14 protein-coding genes are annotated in these 19,430 nt (G+C 57.5%); 7 read left to right on the top strand and 7 right to left on the bottom strand.

Annotated features, from left to right (window positions below; all coding sequences use genetic code 11):
- The first annotated feature begins 4 nt into the window (after positions 1–4).
- The 7 genes from HMPREF1487_RS17250 to HMPREF1487_RS17220 are packed head-to-tail and all read left to right on the top strand — an operon-like array spanning position 5 to position 10,783.
- Positions 5–943, top strand: a complete 939-nt coding sequence (locus tag HMPREF1487_RS17250) for a DUF58 domain-containing protein (protein ID WP_010797969.1) — start codon at positions 5–7, stop codon at positions 941–943.
- Positions 940–1,437, top strand: a complete 498-nt coding sequence (locus tag HMPREF1487_RS17245; protein ID WP_010797968.1) for a DUF4381 domain-containing protein — start codon at positions 940–942, stop codon at positions 1,435–1,437. Before HMPREF1487_RS17250 ends, HMPREF1487_RS17245 begins: the two co-directional genes overlap by 4 nt.
- Positions 1,430–2,467, top strand: coding sequence for a vWA domain-containing protein (locus tag HMPREF1487_RS17240; RefSeq protein WP_010797967.1), 1,038 nt, complete (start codon positions 1,430–1,432; stop codon positions 2,465–2,467). The genes HMPREF1487_RS17245 and HMPREF1487_RS17240 overlap by 8 nt, the downstream gene beginning before the upstream one ends.
- On the top strand, positions 2,467–4,200 hold the full coding sequence (locus HMPREF1487_RS17235) for a VWA domain-containing protein (protein ID WP_010797966.1): 1,734 nt from the start codon (positions 2,467–2,469) through the stop codon (positions 4,198–4,200). The genes HMPREF1487_RS17240 and HMPREF1487_RS17235 overlap by 1 nt, the downstream gene beginning before the upstream one ends.
- A complete protein-coding gene (locus HMPREF1487_RS17230) occupies positions 4,197–5,837 on the top strand; it encodes a BatD family protein (protein ID WP_010797965.1) in 1,641 nt (546 codons plus the stop codon). The genes HMPREF1487_RS17235 and HMPREF1487_RS17230 overlap by 4 nt, the downstream gene beginning before the upstream one ends.
- Positions 5,838–5,882: 45 nt before the next feature.
- Positions 5,883–7,121 carry an exonuclease SbcCD subunit D C-terminal domain-containing protein gene (locus tag HMPREF1487_RS17225; RefSeq protein ID WP_010797964.1) on the top strand — a complete coding sequence of 413 codons (1,239 nt, stop codon included), beginning with the start codon at positions 5,883–5,885 and terminating at the stop codon, positions 7,119–7,121.
- Positions 7,118–10,783, top strand: coding sequence for an AAA family ATPase (locus tag HMPREF1487_RS17220; RefSeq protein ID WP_010797963.1), 3,666 nt, complete (start codon positions 7,118–7,120; stop codon positions 10,781–10,783). Before HMPREF1487_RS17225 ends, HMPREF1487_RS17220 begins: the two co-directional genes overlap by 4 nt.
- 452 nt (positions 10,784–11,235) lie before the next feature.
- On the opposite strand, the gene pepN is transcribed toward HMPREF1487_RS17220, so the two are convergent.
- From pepN to HMPREF1487_RS17185, 7 genes are all read right to left on the bottom strand, one after another.
- Positions 11,236–13,893: an aminopeptidase N gene (gene pepN / locus HMPREF1487_RS17215; protein WP_010797962.1), complete on the bottom strand. Its 2,658-nt coding sequence runs from the start codon at positions 13,891–13,893 to the stop codon at positions 11,236–11,238.
- 47 nt (positions 13,894–13,940) lie between these two features.
- Positions 13,941–14,768, bottom strand: coding sequence for a DUF2797 domain-containing protein (locus tag HMPREF1487_RS17210; RefSeq protein ID WP_010797961.1), 828 nt, complete (start codon positions 14,766–14,768; stop codon positions 13,941–13,943).
- 76 nt (positions 14,769–14,844) lie between these two features.
- Positions 14,845–15,108, bottom strand: coding sequence for a YeaC family protein (locus HMPREF1487_RS17205; protein WP_010797960.1), 264 nt, complete (start codon positions 15,106–15,108; stop codon positions 14,845–14,847).
- Positions 15,109–15,230: 122 nt separating this feature from the next.
- Entirely contained in the window at positions 15,231–16,436 is a 1,206-nt protein-coding gene (gene ccmI / locus HMPREF1487_RS17200) for a c-type cytochrome biogenesis protein CcmI (RefSeq protein WP_010797959.1), read from the bottom strand.
- Complete coding sequence (locus HMPREF1487_RS17195) at positions 16,436–16,906, bottom strand: cytochrome c-type biogenesis protein (protein WP_037030874.1); 471 nt, start codon at positions 16,904–16,906, stop codon at positions 16,436–16,438. Before HMPREF1487_RS17195 ends, ccmI begins: the two co-directional genes overlap by 1 nt.
- On the bottom strand, positions 16,906–17,442 hold the full coding sequence (locus tag HMPREF1487_RS17190; RefSeq protein ID WP_010797957.1) for a DsbE family thiol:disulfide interchange protein: 537 nt from the start codon (positions 17,440–17,442) through the stop codon (positions 16,906–16,908). The genes HMPREF1487_RS17195 and HMPREF1487_RS17190 overlap by 1 nt, the downstream gene beginning before the upstream one ends.
- Positions 17,439–19,412 (bottom strand): heme lyase CcmF/NrfE family subunit, encoded by a 1,974-nt coding sequence (locus tag HMPREF1487_RS17185; RefSeq protein WP_010797956.1) that lies wholly within the window; start codon positions 19,410–19,412, stop codon positions 17,439–17,441. Before HMPREF1487_RS17185 ends, HMPREF1487_RS17190 begins: the two co-directional genes overlap by 4 nt.
- Between the last annotated feature and the right edge of the window lie 18 nt (positions 19,413–19,430).

The following is a 19,430-nucleotide window of genomic DNA, read 5'->3' as shown; positions in this document are numbered from 1 at the left end:
CACCATGGGCACGCCGCGCAGCGTCAGTATCAGCCTGACCGAGCTGATCGACATGAGACACCGCGTTCCAGAGGTCAAACTGTTCGCGGCCGCCGGGCGACGCAGCCCGCTCATTGGCGTTCACCATTCACGCCTGCGGGGTCGCGGCGTGGACTTCGATCAGGTACGGGTGTATCAACCAGGCGACGACGTCCGCACCATTGACTGGCGTGTGACCGCCAGAAGCCGCGAGCCACATACCAAGCTGTTTCACGAAGAGCGTGAGCGCCCTGTCTATCTGCTGATTGAACAGAGCCAACGCTTGTTCTTTGGCTCGGAGCGCGTGTTCAAATCGGTATTGGTGGCACAGGCAGCTGCCCTAATCGGCTGGTCCGTACTGGGTCATAGCGACCGCATTGGCGGCATGGTTTTTGGTGATGACGGCTTTCACGACGTGCGTCCACGGCGCAGCAAGCAAAACCTGCTGAGGTTGTTCGATCATCTGATCAAGGCCAATCACAGTCTTATGGACCAGACCGAACCCAAACTTCCGAGCGACGCCTTTTCATTGGTGCTGCGGCGCGCACGTGAAGTACTGCGTCCAGGCAGCATGGCATTGATCCTATGCGATGAGCGTAGCCTGAGCGAGGCCGCGGAGCAGCAACTGGCCCTGGCGTCTCGCCATACGGACCTGGTTCTGTTACCGGTCTCCGATCCGCTGGACCACCGTTTGCCAGCAGCCGGATTTCTTCGCTTCGCCCAGCACGACACCGAGCTTGAAATCGACACCCTGAACGGCACGCTGTCGAATGCCTACCTGCAGCAGGCAAAGCAGCGTCGGGAGCGCTGGACACGCCTAAGCCAGCGACTGGGTATCCCGCTGCTTCCGCTTTCTACTTCCTACGACCTGATTGAGCAGCTGCGCAAGCATCTGCACCAGCATCAGCCTGGCTACCAACAATGAACCCGCTCGATCAATTGGCCCCTCTGGTCAGGCCCGAGCCCGTTTCGTTCTGGCCGTTGGCACCCGGCTGGTGGATAGCGCTGGTCATGTTAGTGGCGTTACCTACTGCAGCATTCATGGTATGGCGGCATCGGCGCCAGACGTCTGTGGAGCAGCCTGTTTCAGAAGAAGAGCAACTGGAGGGGCCTCGCCGGGCGGCACTGCTTGAGCTGGCACAAATGCCCCGTCCCTATGGCGAATCCGCCGGGCCCTGGCTGCAAAGTCTCAATGCCCTGCTCAAACGGCTGTGCATGACCCGCTATCCCGACAGCCACTGCCAGACATTGAGCGGGCGCGCCTGGCTGGCCTTTCTCGACACCCGGTGTACGGCAGCTGGCCTGACACGCTGGATGGTCTTGGTAGAAGGCGCTTATCGCCCGGACTGCCGGTTGGACGACAAGACCATCGATGGCCTTTACGCCGCGGTCAGCATATGGATTCGCAAACATGTTTGAATTTGCCTGGCCGTGGATATTTTTCCTGGCACCCTTGCCCTGGGTGGCCAGGCTGATATTGCCGCCTGCGCAAAGCCAGGAGTCAGCACTCAAGGTCAGTTTTCTGAAAGAACTTGAGCACCTTGCAGGACACCGCGCCCATACACGTCTGCCTGCCCTGAAGCGGCAGTTGCCGTTTGTATTGATCTGGGTGCTGCTTCTGGCAGCAACAGCTCGTCCCCAATGGGTGGGTTCACCCCTTCCGCTTCCTACCAGTGGCAGAGACATCTTGCTGGCCGTTGACGTGTCTGGCTCCATGGATTATCCCGACATGACCTGGAAGGGAGAAGACATCAGCCGCCTCACCCTGGTAAAGCATCTGATCGGCGATTTTATCGAAGGCCGCACGGGTGATCGCATCGGTCTTATCCTCTTTGGTTCGCAAGCTTATGTGCAGGCGCCGCTCACCTTTGATCGCCGGACGGTCCATGCCCTGCTCGATGAGGCCCTGGTAGGTATTGCAGGCAAGAACACCGCTATCGGTGACGCCATTGGCCTGGCGGTAAAGCATTTGAGGATGCGTCCGGAAAATAGTCGAGTCATGGTCTTGATTACGGATGGCGCCAATAACGGTGGCCGCGTCGATCCATTGATCGCTGCTCGCCTGGCCGCCGAAGAGCATGTACGGATCTATGCCATCGGGATTGGTGCCGACCCACAACAGGCCAGTCTCTCGAGCCTATTCGGTTTCAGCAGCCTGGATCTGGATGAGGACACACTCAAAGCCATTGCCAAGGAAACCGGAGGCCGCTATTTCCGTGCCCGTTCGCAGGAAGAGCTGTCCGCCATCTCGAATGAACTCAACAGCTTCGAGCCGATTGCACAACAGCCCACCCGTGTACGTCCAGCCAAAGCGCTCTTTTACTGGCCACTGAGTCTTGCCCTTCTGACCAGCCTGATCGCCGCTGCCTTGCATATCTGGCCGAAACCCTGGCGGCGTATTCCTCGGCTGCGTGCCTACGCACAGGCGCGCGGGAGGAGGCAGACATGATGTCGCTGATTCCACACCTGTCGCGTCCTCTCTGGCTTCTAGCATTCCCCGTGCTGCTCTGGCTCCTCTGGAAGCTGTGGCATCGTCCGCGTCGCGTAGGACATTGGCAACGGCTTTTGCCAACGGCATTTCACGAATGGCTGCTGACCACGCCATCCAGAGATACCCAACGCCTGCCGTTGTTACTGTTTGGTCTTGGCGCTGCGCTGGCAATCCTGGCATTGAGCGGCCCCAGCTGGCAACGCGCAGAGCAGCCGGCTTATATACGTACCGATCCGCTGGTTATCGTGCTCGACATGACGCCGGACATGCTGGCTTCGGACGTTTCCCCTTCTCGCCTGATTCAGGCCCAGCACACCATTCTGGACCTGTTGGCGGCTCGTCGGGATGCTGAAACTGCCATTGTCGTCTATGCCGGCAGCAGTCATGTCCTGGTCCCGCTGACCAACGACCTGCATACGGCACAAAGCCTGCTGGAAGCCGTGCGTCCGGCGATCATGCCAGAAGCCGGCGAGCGTGCGGATTTAGCGGTACGCCAGGCACTGCAGCTACTCCGGCAAGGCAGCGGTACAGAAGGACGAGTCCTACTAATAACCAGCCAGCTCAGCAACCAGGAACAGAAAGGCATACGTGAAGCGCTATCCAGCTATAGGGTTCCCTTGCTTATGCTGGGTATGGGGACACTTGAAGGTGCGCCGATGGCGCGGGAAGAAGGCGGCTATCTGACCGACAATCAAGGTAATATCCTGCTGTCACGCCTGGATGAGGCTACCTTGCTCCGCTTCGCTCAATCGGTGGGTGCGCAGTATCAGCGCCAACAGCCCGATGAGCGTGACCTCCGCGCGTTGGGTCTGCTCGACACACCGGACACCGTAGCCGAGCGACAGGAACAGGTACGCCTGGATGCCTGGGTCGACCAAGGCTACTGGCTGCTTATCCCCGTGCTGATTCTGGCTGCATGCGCAGGGCGAAAAGGCTGGCTCTTGTGTATACCGCTTTTGCTGTTTGTCATGCCACCTCCCGCTCACGCGTTTGCGTTCGAAGATCTCTGGTTGCGCAAGGATCAGCAAGGCGCCCGCTTGCTTGAAGCGCAACGTCCTGACGAAGCCGCTCGACGGTTCGAGAATCGTGAATGGCGTGGTGTCGCCCAATACGAAGCAGGTCAATATGAAGAGGCTGCCAAAACCTTTGCCCAGGGCAACAGTGCAGTAGATCACTACAACCGCGCTAACGCCCTGGCCAAAGCCGGTCAATTGACTGGCGCGCTGGACGCTTATGACCAAGCACTCAGGCTGCAAAGCAATTTTCCCGAGGCCCTCCATAACAGAGCCCTGGTAGAAGCCTTGCTCAAACAGCAACAGGAACAGGCAACCGCTCAGGACGCCACGCCCAATGAAGCAGGAAGTGACGACCAGCACAGTCAGTCCGACACCCAAGCCCAACCCTCACCGCAAAACAGTGACGCCACTGATGAGCCAAGGGCTGCGTCGAACCATGACGAATCAGGGCAACCCGTTGGCCAAACTCCAGGCGAAGCCAGCAATAGCGAGGCCGTCGAGACCGAGGAAGAGAACGACGACCTTCTGTCCCAGCCTCACTCGAACGTACTGAGCGAGGAACGCAGGCAGTCACTGGAACAATGGCTAAGGGAAATACCAGACGATCCCGCAGAGCTGTTACGCCGCAAGTTCTGGCATCAGCAGCAACAAAAACAGGAAAATAGAACACCATGAGCCTAGTCCGTATTGCGCTCACCCTGCTTCTACTGGTCAGTCTGCCTGGCTGGGGGGCAGACTTTACGGCTCGCGTGGACCATACCCAACTCGTACCTGGCGAGACCTTCGAGCTTGTCCTCGAATCAAGCGATCCGACGCTTTTCGGCAAACCGGATCTGTCTCCTCTGGAGCCCCAGTTCGATATTCTCGGCACACGCCAGATCAACCAGTTGAGTACGGGTCCCGATCAAAGCGAGCCTATCACCCGCTGGATCGTAATGCTTCAACCGCGGCAGCGCGGAATCGTAGTGATTCCCCCGCTGACCCTTAGTGGGGTGCGAAGCCAGTCGATTACGCTGCATGTCAACGAAACTTCGACACTCACCCCCAGCGCCCAAAACCTGGAGCCGGTCTTTATCGATGCTACGGTGGATCAGGAAACCGTTTATGTGCAGGCGCAGCTGGTCCTGACGCTACGCATCCTCCACTCCGTACCGCTTTACGATGACAGTAACCTCAGTACGCTGAACATGCCATCAGCGCGCGTCGAGCCTTTGGGAGAGCCCAGGACGTATGAGCAGACCATCGGCGGCGTGAGACATGGTGTTATCGAGATTCGCTATGCCATTTTTCCGCAGCAAAGCGGTCTATTACGCATCCCCAGCCTGTCGTTCAGTGCCACGGCGGTTGATACCTCAACCAGTGGTCAGCAGTCGTCTCCGTTCAGCTCAAGGCCGGGTCGGGTAATACGCGTGGATACCAGCGAGATTCCCATTCACGTCAAAGCCAAGCCTGCCGATTATCCTGCTGACGCACCCTGGCTACCGGCACGTCATATCGAGCTGAGCGAAGCGTGGAATCCCCAGCCGGAAGAAGCGCGCCAGGGCGCCGTATTAACACGCCACCTTCTTCTCAAGGCAGAAGGCCTGTCCAGTGCACAGCTGCCGCCTCTGCCGCAGCCGATTGTAGACGGGCTTCGCCGCTATCCAGACCAGGCCAAGCTGACCAACGACGTGCAGGATCAAAGCCTGGTCGGCAGTCGCGAGGAGCGGGAGGCGCTCGTACCCAACCGGAGCGGCGACATCACTCTACCTGCTCTGGAAGTTGTCTGGTGGAATACTCGGACCGACCAACTTGAGCATACACAGCTACCTACCCATACCCTTACCGTCGCTGCCGACCCGGCCCTAATGCCACCGTCCCCAGGGCAGGCCTCTACCAGTGTGAACGGGAAGCGACTACCTCTCTGGCCATGGCAGCTGGCCAGTTTTATTCTGCTTCTGACCACACTGTTGGGTTTCGGGCTATGGTGGCGAGCCCGCCAACTGCCCGCCATTATTAAAATGGCTCCTGCCGGCCCGAGCCCACGCACGCTGCTCGATGATTTGCGACGCGCCTGCCAGGCTAACGATCCGCATGCCACGCGTCAGGCGCTCGATGCCTGGGCTCGACAACAGCCAGAAACCCTGGCAGAAATGGCAGCCCGCTTCGATCCGCTTTCTGTCGCTCTGGATGACCTTAACGGCGCGCTTTACAGCGAAAGCGGACAGCATTGGCAAGGCGAGACACTGTGGCAGGCGTTCCAGGCTTTACCACCCTCTACGCAGCCCGTACAACAGGAGCCTGGCTCACTGCCACCGCTATACCCGCGCTGATGGTCCGGGCGCAACGCCTCGACCACACGCCTGAACAGGAACACCATGCGTATTCTTCATACTTCCGACTGGCATCTTGGCCAGACCCTTCATGGTCAGGATCGCGACTTCGAACACGCCTGTTTTCTCGATTGGCTGTTGGCACAACTCAAGGCACGCCGCCCCGACGCCCTGCTCATCGCTGGCGACGTCTTCGACACGATCAACCCGCCGGTCAAGGCGCAGGAGCGCCTCTATGACTTTATCGTACAGGCACACCTGGCGCTTCCTACGCTAACGGTGGTGATGATTGCAGGCAACCATGACTCTGGAGCCCGGATCGAACTCCCCGCTCCGCTCATGCGCAGCCTGCGGACCCATGCGTTAGGGCGAGTGCTCTGGCTGGATGACGGCTCGCTGGATGCCAGGCGGCTAATGGTTCCGCTTACCGATGCAAACGGCGCGATCAGAGCCTGGTGCCTAGCCCTGCCTTTTTTACGACCGGCAGAAGTAACGGGGGGAAGTGATGGTACCTATATGGAGGGTATCGCCAAGGTACACGCAGAGCTGATTGCCCACGCTGAAACACTTCGCACACCAGGCCAGGCCCTTATTGCCATGAGCCACGCACACTTGGCGGGAGGCCAGGTATCGGAGGATTCAGAGCGCAATATTATTGTTGGTAATGCCGAAGCTCAACCTGCCTCTCTGTTTCCACCAAGCATTGCCTACGTGGCATTGGGTCATTTGCATAAGCCGCAAAAGGTAGCCAAGCAGGAGCGTATCCGGTACAGCGGATCTCCCCTTCCCCTCTCGTTCGCGGAAGTGGACTATCCTCACCAGATTCTTGGCGTTCAGTTCGAAGGAGACGCGCTCAAGACTGTCGAGAGCATTCGGATCCCGCGAGCCGTGGACATGGTGCGCCTGGGCCCTGCACCACTGGCAGATATCCTTGAGCATCTCAAAAGCCAATCCGAAATCGACCTCTTCAATACACCCGAAAGCCACTTGGTTCCCTGGCTCGAAGTCAGAGTCATACTCGACGCACCCCAACCCGATCTACGGCAGCGGCTGGAGTCTGCTCTTGAAAGAAAATCGCTGCGCCTCGTACGGATCGGCGTGCAATACGCGGGAGCCGTCAGTACTTCTAGCGAGTCGCCGGAGCTGGTGGCGCTGGAGCAACTGACGCCACAAGAGCTTTTCAGCCGTGCCTGGCAGGATACCTATGGGCAAGTGCCAGAATCGTCCACACTGGACGATTTTACCCAGTTGCTTGAAGACATCGCACTGGGAGAACAGGCATGAAGATTCTAGCCGTTCGCCTGAAGAACCTTGCCTCTCTTGCCGGCCCGCATGAGCTGGACTTCACCGCTGAACCCCTTGCCAGCACCGGCCTGTTTGCCATTACCGGCCCAACCGGTTCAGGCAAGAGCACACTGCTGGATGCCCTTTCGCTAGGGCTGTTTGGTGAAGTGCCACGCCTTAGCAATGTGCGCAAGGAAGCCAAGGTGCCAGACGGCGACAACGAAATTGCTACAGGCGATCCACGCACCCTTCTTCGCCGCGGTAGTGGTGCAGGCTATGCTGAAGTGGACTTCCTGGGTATCGACGGTTATCGCTACCGTGCACGCTGGGAAGCCAATCGCGCTCGAGACAGAGCGGATGGAAAACTTCAGCCCAGCCGCCAGAGCCTGCGGAACCTGGACACACAGCAGCTGTTGACAGCCGACAAGAAAGCCGAATTCAAAACCCAGCTTGAGCAGCGCCTGGGCCTCACCTTTGAACAGTTCACCCGCGCAGTGCTACTGGCGCAAAGCGAGTTCAGCGCCTTTCTGAAAGCGGACGACAACGGCCGCAGCGAACTCTTGGAAAAATTGACCGATACTGCGATCTATAGCCAGCTTGGCCGACGCGCCTTCGAACGGGCGAAACAGGCTCGGCAATCCCTTGATCAACTGGAACAGCAAGCAGGTGGTATCCGCCCCCTGGACGACGCTGGCCGCACAGCACTCGAAACCCAATGCCAGAGCACGCTGGAAGCCTTGGCCCGCATTCAGGTCGAGCTTGGTGAGGTGGAACAGCAGCGGCGCTGGTTAAGGGATTTGAAGCGATTGGAGCAGGAACTTGCTCAGGCGCAGACAATGCGTACAACAGTGCGGCAGCAACACGATGAGCATACAGAGGCGCGCCAGACGCTTCATTGGCTTGATCAGTTGCTACCACAGCGTCATCGCTATCAGCAGAAGGCGCAGCTTGAGCATGACATGGGCCAGCTGACGGCCCACCTCATACAGCTTGAACAGCAGAAACAAGCGCTTGAACAACGCCTGGACGAGTTGACAGAACGCCAGCAGCACGCTCAAACTCGTCGCCAAACAGCGGAAGAAGCCCTGCATCAAAGTGCCGATTCACTGCAACAGGCTTTTCAGGAAGAGAACGACCTCAGCCGCCTCAAGATCGACGTCCAGCAGACCCGCGAGGCGTGGCGTCAAGAGGACTCGTTTCAACGCGAATCCCTGGCAAGGATCAATGCCTTGGCGGCTACCGAGGTGGAGCAACGTCAGGCACTGGAGCAGATAGCCACACAGCTTCAGGCAAGCGAGGCACTGTCAGCATTATGTGATGCCTGGTCAGCCTACCGACCTCGCCTTCAGCAGAACCTGCAGCTCGGCGAGCGCTTGGCGGGGTCCCGCCTGCGCATTCCCCAGTTACAGGCTGCTGTAAAAAAAGCCCAGGAAGAGGCCGATACTTATCAGACAGCCATCCAGACGCTCCAGCAGGAATCCGGCGCGGAAGGCAACCTGAGCGAGCAAATCCAGGCGCTGACGCAACAGCAACAGGCCAGCCGCCCCCTGCTCAGCTCACTGGAACGACTCATCTATCTCTGGCAACAAGGAGAAGAGCTCGAAGGCTATTGGCTCAGTAATCAGGAAAAGCAGACAGCGCTCTTGCAGGAGCGGGCCCACACCATAGCCGAGGGTAAACGCGCCGCTGCAGAGCACGCCGAAGCCGAGCGCGACCTCAAGCTCACCCTTGCCGTGCTTGAGCGGCAACGGCTGATGCGTAGCGTAAGCGTGGAAAAGCTGCGTGCCCAACTCGTAGAGGGCGAGCCCTGCCCTGTGTGCGGTAGCCAGGAGCATCCTTTTCATCAGGAGAGTGTTCTGGCAAAGGCTATAGCCTCCCATGAAGCTCGGGAAGAAGAGCAGGCTCGACTACATGTGCAACAGCTGTACGAACGCCTGATTGGTCTACGAAGCGCTGTTGCCGGTCTGAATGAACGACTCAAGGATCTCAAGCAGCAAGAAGAACAGCTGACCGCACAGCAGTTGGGAATACATGAGCAGCTGCGAGGCCACCCGGAAGGCAAGACACTTCTCGCCCAACCTGAGGAGCATCGCTCTTTCTGGCTGAACGAACAATTGACAGCACTCAGCAAGCGCATCCAGACCGAAGAAACGCGCCTGCAGTTCCTATTGAATCATCAGCAAAAAATCGATGGCTTACAGGAGCGTTGGCAAACCGCCCGCGAGCGTAGCCAGCAGGCCGCATGGGAGTTGGAAGAACACCTGAAAGCCATCCAGCAGGATGAGCTTCGACACGCTCAGGAGCTGGCTGAGCTCACTGCACTACTGCCTGCACCCTGGCTGGAACATTGGCAACAGCAGCCCCAGCCTACGTTTACGCGCTTGGAAGCACTCATAGAAGCTCGACACCATCACCTGCTACGCAAACAGGAGCTGGAAAAGACATTGACGACCTGTACGTCCGACCTCGAACGTGAGCGTTATCAACAGCAGACCAGACTTCAGCAGCACGAAAAGCTTTCCAGTCTGCTGGCAACACTGGAAGAACAATTGACGAGTGGTCAGCTGCGCCTTCAGACAACATTGGGTGAACATGCCAGCCCCCATGCCTGGCAACAGGCATTGAACCAATCCGTTGAACAGGCACGCCAAGCAGAGAGTCAAGCCAGGGAAGCCTGGAGTGAGGCCAATCTGAGCCATGAGCAATTACGCCATACTGTTGAACTCAAGCGAGGCGAAGCGCAAAAGCTGGACTCCGCACATGGTCTACTTCTCGTCGAGCTTGAGGCCTGGCGGGCCCAGCACAGTACGCTTGACGAGACACTGCTGACTCGACTGCTGGGTATTGATGACCGTGAGCACACTGCCTTGCGCCGGCAGATGCAGACCCTGGAACGGGCTGTCAATGAGGCTGACGTGGTCGTTCAAGAGCGTGAAAACCGTCTGGCAGCCCACCGGACCGAGCGGGCCGACCTTCCTGAGCAGGAGACACTGGAGCAGCGCTGGACAGAGCTGAGCCAACTCAACCAGGCCTCTCAGGAACGCCATGCCGAACTACGGGCTGAAATCGCTGAAGACAACCGTCGGCGCACACAAAGCGCTGAGTTGCTGAACGCGATCGAGAGCGCCCGCGCGGAGTATCTTCGCTGGGCCAAGCTGGACGAGCTGATCGGCTCTGCCGATGGTCATACCTTCCGCAAGATTGCTCAAGGCTACAATCTGGATCTGCTGATCCATCATGCCAATGCTCAACTCCAGCAGCTGGTCCGCCGCTATCGGCTCAAGCGAGGCGGCAGTGCGCTAGGGCTCTTGGTTATGGATACCGAAATGGGCGATGAGCTGCGCTCGGTACATTCTCTGTCCGGTGGAGAAACATTTCTCGTTTCACTGGCACTGGCCCTGGGTCTCGCCTCCATGGCGTCGACTAACCTGAAGATCGAGTCGCTGTTTATTGATGAGGGCTTTGGCAGCCTTGACCCTGATTCGCTACAGCTTGCCATGGACGCATTAGACGGACTTCAAGCTCAAGGCCGCAAGGTTGCTGTCATTTCCCATGTCCAGGAAATGCATGAGCGTATTCCTGTCCAGGTGCAGGTATGCAAACAGGGCAACGGATTGAGTACGTTAAGAATCCAGGGGCCGACGCCTCGCTTTATTGACTAAGCCATGCTGCCGGGCATCACCGTCCAGTGGCGCTCACACGAACCGAGCGCCACTCGTGATCATTTTATTTTTTCAAACGTCTGGCTATCCGCTGGGCGCACATCCGGGAGCAGTGACTGAAGCACGATTTCTTTAGGAAGCGTTTCTTACACGTATGTCCTACAGGTTTTTGCGGTTTCGAACAGATTGCAATCAGCCCCGCTGACGGGTCAGCTGTACGCCGATTGGCGCAAAGGTATCTCATGTCGATACCCAGGCGTTATGGAGCGACACCAGGGAAAGTCCGCGCGACCAGAATGCCAGGAAAGAATAAACATCACTTATGGCAGAAGCGTGCAAGCGGTAGCGAACTCGCCCGAACTGTCACGGCAAGCGTCCGCCTGCTCATCACTTATAGGCATCAGCCGGAAGTAGCAGGCCCATCCTTCAGGCCTGCTACCCAAGCATTTACGTTATGCCAGGCTCTTGCTTACCACCTCATACACATCGCTCGAGAGCTGACCGCTTGCCATGATCCGCTCCAGTTCCCCACGCATGAGTTGCTGGCGAGTTTCATCGTACTTGCGCCAGCGGGTCAACGGCGTTAGCAGGCGGGATGCAATCTGCGGATTCAAGGCATTGAGCGTAATGATCTGATCAGCCAGGAAGCGATAACCGCTGCCGTCCTTTTGATGGAAATTGATCAGGTTCTGGTTGGCGAAGGCGCCGATAAGTGCACGAACCTTGTTGGGGTTCTTCAAGGTGAAGGCAGGATGCCCCATCAATGCCTTGACGCGGTCTAAACCACCCGGACGGTAACTGGCCGCCTGCACATTGAACCAGGAATCCATGACCAGCGGATCATTCTTATAGCGCTCGGCAAAGCGCTCCAGCACCTCGGTCTTCTCCGCCTCGAAGTCAGAGTTTACCAAGGCTGACAGCGCCGCCAGGCGTTCCGTCATGTTGTCACAGTTGTCGAACTGCTCCTGAGCAGCTGCAACCACTTCCGGCTTGCGGCTCAGCATGAGATAGCCTAGTGCGATGTTCTGCAAACTGCGGCGGGCAATATGATCCGCCTGGGCAACATACGGCGTATTGCGTGAGGTTTCGCGGTTCGCCTGATAGCGCTTCCACAGCGGCTCATACAACGCCTTAACCAACTCATCACGAGCGAAGTCACGGGCAGCATGGATAGCATCGATATCGGCGACCTCAGACAACTCGACCAGATACGCCTCCGTTGGAAGCGCCAGCATTTCTGCCACCATAGCCTGATCCAGGCGCTCGTCTTCCAGTACCGTGCGCAGCGCCTCGACAAGACGCTGGTCGAGTACCATCACCTCACCCTTCTGCTGCTGAATGATCAGCTCCTGCAAGACCTGTACAGCCAGTTGCTGACCAGCATCCCAACGATTGAACCCGTCGGAATCGTGCTGCATGAGGAACATCAGCTGCTCACGCGTATAGGGGAAGCTAAGCTTGACCGGTGCGGAGAATCCGCGCAGCAATGAGGGCAGCGGTTTTTCCGTAATACCTTCGAACGTAAAGGACTGCTCGGCCTCGGTTACGGCAATCACGCGATCCGTTACAGTGTCTTCCGTCTCACCAGCAAGACGTAGCGGCAATTCTTGCCCTTGCCCCCCCAGCAGCCCTAACTTAACCGGAATTACAAAGGGCTCCTTGGTGGGCTGGCCAGGGGTTGGCGGGCAGCTCTGGCGGAAGGTCAGCGTATAGGTTTTGGCCTGTTCATCAAAGGCTTCAGCCACCTCCAGACGCGGTGTACCGGACTGGCTGTACCAGCGTTTGAACTGAGTGAAGTCGGCGCCGTTAGCATCTTCCAAGGCCTTGACGAAATCCTCGACAGTGACCGCCTGGCCATCATGGCGCTCGAAGTACAGATCGGTCCCCTTGCGGAAACCATTTGCACCTAACAAAGTGTGCAGCATGCGCACCACCTCAGCACCCTTTTCATAGACAGTCAGGGTGTAGAAGTTGGAGATCTCGATAAAGGAATCCGGGCGCACCGGGTGTGCCATCGGACCGGCGTCCTCTGCGAACTGATTGGTCCGCAGAAAAGCCACGTCCTCAATACGCTTGACTGTTTCCGAGTTCATGTCGGAGGAGAATCCGGCATCACGGAATACGGTGAAGCCTTCCTTCAGGGACAGCTGGAACCAGTCACGGCAAGTGACACGGTTACCCGACCAGTTATGGAAGTATTCATGGGCAACGATAGCCTCGACCCGCTGATGCGCGGCGTCTGTGGCAGTGTCCGGGCTTGCCAGAACAGCGCTGGAATTGAAAATGTTCAGCCCTTTGTTTTCCATGGCGCCCATGTTGAAGTCGTTCACCGCAACGATCATGAAAATATCCAGATCGTATTCACGGCCATAGACTTCCTCATCCCAGCGCATGGAGCGCTTGAGGCTGTCCATGGCATGCTGCAGCTTGCCGATGTTTTCCGGCTCCACATAGATCCGCAGGGCTACGTCGCGTCCGCTTCCCGTGGTATACGTATCCTCAATACACCAGAGATCACCGGCTACCAGCGCGAACAGGTAGGACGGCTTCTTGAAGGGATCTTCCCAGGTCGCCCAGTGACGTCCGCCTTCTTCCTCACCGTTGGCAATCGGATTGCCATTGGAAAGCAGGATCGGATACTTGACCTTGTCCGCCTTGATGGTTGTGGTAAATACGCTCATCACATCCGGGCGGTCGAGGTAGTAGGTGATCTTGCGGAAACCTTCGGCCTCGCACTGCGTACAGAACATCTTGCCAGAGGTATACAGGCCTTCCAGCGCCGTATTGGTTTCCGGATGGATGCGTACAGTGGTGCTGAGAGTGAAGTTGTTGCCACAGGGCTGGATCGTCAGGTGATCGGACTCGACCTGATACTCATTAGGCGTCTGGGGCTCGGCATTGACCGACAGGCTCAACAGCTCAAGCTCCTCCCCCTGCAAAACAAGGGGTGGCAGACCGGCGCCTCGGTCAGGGTTACGCCGCATATGCAACTCGGCATGAACGAGCGTATGGTCATCGAACAGCTCGAACGTGAGATGCGTCTCGTCAATGAGGTACTCAGGGGCCTGATAGTCCTTGAGATGTATCGTCTTCGGTTGCTCGGTGCGCATGACGTAACCCTTATGCTAATTCACGACGGCGGTTGTACCGCGGCGGCTTAATGATGCACGGCCAGCTGGTAAGCTGTGTATTTGCGAATATTAATGACCCCGGTATCAAACATCAGATATTGACCCTTGATACCAAGCAGTGTGCCTTCTACTACAGGCGTCTTCTCCAGATCGTGGCTAACAATCTTGGTGGGATACACCGTAACCGGATAATGAATCTGAAGCGGCTCCATGTCGACTATTGGTTGGATCGCCTGCAGGCCAAAACGCTCCTGAAGCACGTGCATCCCTTGCGTACAGGCATCCAGAATCTGGTCGCGCAGCGCAGCGAGGTCCGCCTGCTCTGCCTCTCCCTTGAGCATAGCGCGCCAGTTGGTGCGGTCTCCTACCTGGCTACGAAAAAGGTCCTCCACCAGACCCGACTGCTGCCGGGTAGCCACACGCAAGATGGCTAGCGCCTGATGAGCCCCCTGGTCAATCCAGCGAGTAGGGATCTGATTGGCACGCGTAATGCCGACCTTAAGCCCTGAGGAGTTGGCCAGGTAGACGATATGGGGCGTCATGCAAAAAGACTCTCCCCACTCCGGCTCGCGACAGGTGCCATGCTCGAAATGGCACTTCTCAGGACTCATCATGCAGCTGTCGCACTGGGCAAGGGAGGTAAAACAGGGATAACAGTAACCCTGACCGAAGCTCTTCTTGGTCTTGCGGCCACAATGGGTGCAATGGATTTCACCCAGGTACTCCAGACGGATTCTTTCGCCAATCAGCGGGTTGACGGGAACCTCTGTTTCGCCCAGTCGAAACGAATACTGCACGGGCTCGCCGAGACGCACCATCATCTTGCTTAGCGCGCCGCGCCCTAACTCTGTCATGGTGTTGCACTACCTTTTAAAATGAAAGCGCCACGGCTGTAGGGCCGCGGCGCTTGGAACTGCAGTGATGCGAAGATCAGTGAATCGCGTCGGACTTGAAAAGAAGATTGGGAATCGGCTCGGACTTTGAGCTGCATTCCTGTGGTCCCATGTAGCCGACTCGCTGGTCCTCCGGGACATGCCTGGCCTCATAGGCAATGACTGCCTGCAAACTGAGCTCGACCTGCTCGCGCGTCAGCTTGCGGCCATCCGGCCATTTACCGATTTCTACAGCGCGTTTTAGGTTCTCGTAGATTTCCGGCGTGATGTTATCGAGCATTTGGGCAAAGGGTGTGGACATGCTCCCGCTCCTGCTAAGTAGAAATACCGGCAAATAAAGGCTTAAGTGTAGCGGGAAGCGAATGCTTGCGCACAGCCATCCGGCAAGGCATGGCCTCTCCTGCAAGAAGCCATGCAAATCTTCTATTTGGCGTCGGGCTGCGTTATTTTCAACTCCTGCGGCTGGGCATCTTTAACCGCAATCGGCTTGCCAAGCGCAACCCACTCACCTGACGTCGGATTTCCCTGCCGAGAGATACGCGCAACCAGCTGAACCTGATCAAAACCTGACAGCTTCAGCTGGGGCATCATCGCATCTGCATCACTCAGCAATACCCTGGCAGGCAGGTCCGCTACTGTCAGACGCTTTACTGCCAATGGCATGGGGGGGCCTGATACAGCGCGGGCAAACACGAACACGGTATCACTCGCCTTGACATGTGAGCTCACGCCTGGATCAAGACTTACCGTGACACTCAGGGTAGCTGATTGAGTAACACTGGCTGAAGATGCAGCTTCGCCGCTAGCGCCCATATAGCGCCGGGCCCGCTCGATACCACTTTGAATAGCCTTACGGGACGGATCACCAGTAGGCAGCTGATCGACCAAGGTTTGCCAATGAGTGATTGCACTGGCGTAATCCTTCTGCTCGAACGCCGCTATGCCCAGGAGCCCAAGCGTAGTCACCTCCTTGGGATTAGCCTTGAGCGCTTCGTCAGCCAACGTCTTGACCTCCGGGGTCAAGACTTTACCGTCCGCAAAATACTGCGCCTGCGCCAGCTGCCCTAGCAGCTCAGGTTGACGCCCGGCCTGCTGGACTGCCTGGGTAAACGCATGAGCAGCCTCGCTGAAACGCTCCTGGCTCATATAGGTACGACCCAACAGATACCAGCCTTCAGAAGACTCAGGCTGGACGGCAACCGCGCGCTCTAGCCGGGAAGTCATTTCATCCATGGAGCGCGGCGGCTGGCTGAACTCGCGAGTGAGCTCGACCCGGTCGCTGGCACCCCAATGCAGGTAGAGTCCAAGTCCAACGAGCGGAACGATTAACGCCACGATCAACGGCGCAGCGCGCCCGCCTTTAGCGCTTGTGGCGTCAGTGTCTGCCTGCTGAGTGTCGGAAAGCAGCTCACGGGCAGCTTCGGAGCGGGCTTCTTCCCACTGCCCAGCAGTCAGCAAGCCTGCAGCGTGTTGCTGGGAGAGCTCTGTCAGTCGCTCCTCGTAAAGCTCAACGTTGACGGCGGCACGGTCTTTACCAGAAGCAACGTGCTGACGGCGTATCGCGGGAATCAGGAGGAAGCCCAAGGCAACGAGCAGCAGCAGCCCTATGGCGAGCCAGAAATCGATCATCAGGAATCTTTCTTTTTCAGAAGTGATGCAAGGCGTGCCTGCTCATCGGCAGACAATGGAGCATTGGATGGCAAGGTTTGTTGCTGGCGACGTCGCACGATGATCAGGATGATACAGAACCCTAAGATTAAAAACGCAGCCGGCCCATACCAGAGCAGCCAGGTCCGCTGTTCAACAGGCGGCCTGTACATGACGAACTCACCATATCGCGCCACCAGATAGTTGATGATCTGCTCATCGCTTTTACCTTCGTTCATCAGACGATGAATCTCTCCTCGCAAATCAGCGGCGATGGGTGCATTCGAGTCGGCAAGGTCCTGGTTCTGGCACTTCGGGCAGCGCAATTCACGCGTCAGTGCTTGAAAGCGCTCGCGCTCGGCATCGTTTGTATACGCGAAGGTTTCGATGGCGGCCTGTGCAACGCCTATCCATATAAACAGCAATAATAACGATGCTCCTATCCGGCGGATCATGGCGCCTCCATGAGCTGCCGGTAACGCGGCGCCAGCTCATCACGCCACACCTGTTGGCTTACAATGCCTACATGCTTGTAGCGGATGACGCCTTTGCTATCGATCAGATAGGTTTCTGGTGCGCCGTATACACCCAGGTTCAGACCCAGGCTGCCTTTGTCATCGCGAACGTTGAGCTGATAAGGGTTGTGGAATTCCTTCAGCCACCTCAATGCGCTGGCATTATCGTCCTTGTAATTGATGCCGTAGATGGTGATGCCCTGCTCTTTGAGCGTATTCAGAACGGGATGCTCCTCCCGGCATGCGACACACCAGGTGCCCCATACATTGACCAAGGCGGGCTTGCCTTGAAAATCAACCTGAGTCAGGGTTCGGCCGGGGTCGTCAACAGCGGGCAATGAAAATGGCGGCAATGGCTTGTCGATCAGTGCGGACGGTAGCTCGGATGGATTCAGATACAGGCCCTTGAACAAAAAGCCAGCCATGGCGAGAAAAAGGACGAGTGGAACCAGCAGAACCAGGCGACGCTTCATGCCTGCGCCTCCTTGAGCCCCAGGGACCGACTGGCACGCTGGCGCACCTTGAGTCGATAACGTTTGTCCGACATGGAAAGTAGTCCACCTAGCGCCATCAGCACGCCCCCCAGCCAGATCCAGCGTACGAATGGCTTGATATGGATGCGGACTGCCCAGGCCCCGTCTTCCAACGGCTCACCAAGCGCCACGTATAAATCACGCATAAGCCCTGCATCAATGCCTGCCTCGGTCATGACCGAGCGCTGTACTACATAAAGACGCTTTTCCGGATGCAGAACCGCAACATCCTGATTGCCTTTCGAGACCCGCAGAGTGCCATAGTCCGACTTGAAGTTAGGCCCCTCGAAATGCTGAGTGCCATCGAAAATGAAGTGATAACCTGCCAGCTCGACCGACTCCCCTGGCGCCATGCGCAGGTCGCGCTCAGCGGAGAACTGGGTAGAGAGCACTATCCCTAATGCCGACACCGCAAGCCCCAGATGGGCAACCTGCATCCCCCAGTAACTGCAGCCGAGGCTGCGAATACCCTTGAGCCAACCTTTATGGCGCGTCTTGTCCTGCAGATCGCGAAGGCCAGCCAGTACAACCCAGGACGCCAACGAGCACGCCGCCAGCACCGCCCAATGAAAGTCGCCCAGCATGAACGCTGCCAGCACGCCGAGAACAACGCTGACAATGAGTATCGGCATAAGCAGACCCTGCAACCAGCGCACAGGGGTGCTCTTCCAGCGCACCAGTACGCCGATTGCCAGTGCAATCATCAGTATGACCATCAGCGGTACAAACAGGGCATTGAAATAAGGCGGACCAACAGACAGCTTGGCACCGCTTAGTGCATCAATGACCAGCGGATACAGCGTACCCAGCAGGATCATGGACGCCGCTACGACCAGAATGAGGTTATTGATCAGCAGGAGCGTTTCCCGAGACCACAGCTCAAATCCAACCTGACTTCTAACGACAGGTGCCCGCAGGGCAAACAGGGTTAACGAGCTGCCTACTACGACCAGAAGGAAGGCAAGGATAAACACCCCGCGGCTAGGATCTGAAGCAAACGCATGGACAGAGGTCAGCACGCCTGAGCGAACCAGGAACGTGCCCAGAAGACTCAAGGAAAACGCAGCAATTGCCAGCAATACCGTCCAGCTCTTGAAGACCCCACGTTTTTCCGTGACGGACAACGAATGGATAAGTGCTGTCCCGACCAGCCACGGCATGAATGATGCGTTTTCTACCGGGTCCCAGAACCACCAGCCACCCCAACCCAGCTCGTAATAGGACCACCAGGAACCCAGGACAATACCGATACCCAGGAATGTCCAGGCCACCAGCGTCCAGGGCCGGGACCAGCGGGCCCATGCCGCGTCCAGACGCCCGCCCAGCAAGGCTGCGATGGCAAAGGCAAAGGCGACGGAAAACCCCACGTAGCCCATATACAACATAGGCGGGTGCACAATCAGCCCAACATCCTGCAACAAGGGATTCAGGTCATTTCCGTCCACAGGCGACTGGGGCAGCAGGCGTGAGAATGGATTGGACGTCATGATCAGGAACAGCAAGAAACCTGAGCTGATCATTCCCATGATGGACAGAACCCGCGTCAGCATGTCTTCGGGCAATTGCCGGGAGAAGATGGAAACAGCAAACGTCCAGCCGCCAAGGATCAGAGCCCATAGCAGCAGCGATCCCTCATGCGCACCCCAGACTGCACTGAATTTGTAGTACCAGGGCAATAGACTGTTTGAATTCTCCGCCACATAGGTCACTGAGAAGTCATTCGTCAGGAATGACCAGGTCAGGCAGCCAAATGAAAAAAGAAGGAAAGCGAATTGTCCCCAGGCCGCCGGCCGCGCAAGCCCCATCCATTGCCGGTTGCCTCGCCATGTGCCCAGCAAGGGAAACGTCGACTGGACCACAGCCATGCACAGCGCAAGTATCAGAGCCAGGTGGCCTAGTTCAGGAATCATGAATTTCTCGCATTACAC

Source organism: Pseudomonas sp. HPB0071, assembly GCF_000478505.2.
GTDB classification, from domain to species: Bacteria; Pseudomonadota; Gammaproteobacteria; order Pseudomonadales; family Pseudomonadaceae; genus Chryseomonas; species Chryseomonas luteola.
The sequence above is the reverse complement of the archived record's forward strand: the minus strand, read 5'-3'. Positions and strand labels throughout refer to the sequence as shown.

Coding starts and splice junctions, on each gene's coding strand:
- HMPREF1487_RS17250 (WP_010797969.1), top strand. CDS start 5: ATGGGCACGCCGCGCAGCGTCAGTATCAGCCTGACCGAGCTGATCGAC.
- ccmI (WP_010797959.1), bottom strand. CDS start 16,436: ATGATCGATTTCTGGCTCGCCATAGGGCTGCTGCTGCTCGTTGCCTTG.
- pepN (WP_010797962.1), bottom strand. CDS start 13,893: ATGCGCACCGAGCAACCGAAGACGATACATCTCAAGGACTATCAGGCC.
- HMPREF1487_RS17185 (WP_010797956.1), bottom strand. CDS start 19,412: ATGATTCCTGAACTAGGCCACCTGGCTCTGATACTTGCGCTGTGCATG.
- HMPREF1487_RS17245 (WP_010797968.1), top strand. CDS start 940: ATGAACCCGCTCGATCAATTGGCCCCTCTGGTCAGGCCCGAGCCCGTT.
- HMPREF1487_RS17225 (WP_010797964.1), top strand. CDS start 5,883: ATGCGTATTCTTCATACTTCCGACTGGCATCTTGGCCAGACCCTTCAT.
- HMPREF1487_RS17190 (WP_010797957.1), bottom strand. CDS start 17,442: ATGAAGCGTCGCCTGGTTCTGCTGGTTCCACTCGTCCTTTTTCTCGCC.
- HMPREF1487_RS17220 (WP_010797963.1), top strand. CDS start 7,118: ATGAAGATTCTAGCCGTTCGCCTGAAGAACCTTGCCTCTCTTGCCGGC.
- HMPREF1487_RS17210 (WP_010797961.1), bottom strand. CDS start 14,768: ATGACAGAGTTAGGGCGCGGCGCGCTAAGCAAGATGATGGTGCGTCTC.
- HMPREF1487_RS17230 (WP_010797965.1), top strand. CDS start 4,197: ATGAGCCTAGTCCGTATTGCGCTCACCCTGCTTCTACTGGTCAGTCTG.
- HMPREF1487_RS17205 (WP_010797960.1), bottom strand. CDS start 15,108: ATGTCCACACCCTTTGCCCAAATGCTCGATAACATCACGCCGGAAATC.
- HMPREF1487_RS17240 (WP_010797967.1), top strand. CDS start 1,430: ATGTTTGAATTTGCCTGGCCGTGGATATTTTTCCTGGCACCCTTGCCC.
- HMPREF1487_RS17235 (WP_010797966.1), top strand. CDS start 2,467: ATGTCGCTGATTCCACACCTGTCGCGTCCTCTCTGGCTTCTAGCATTC.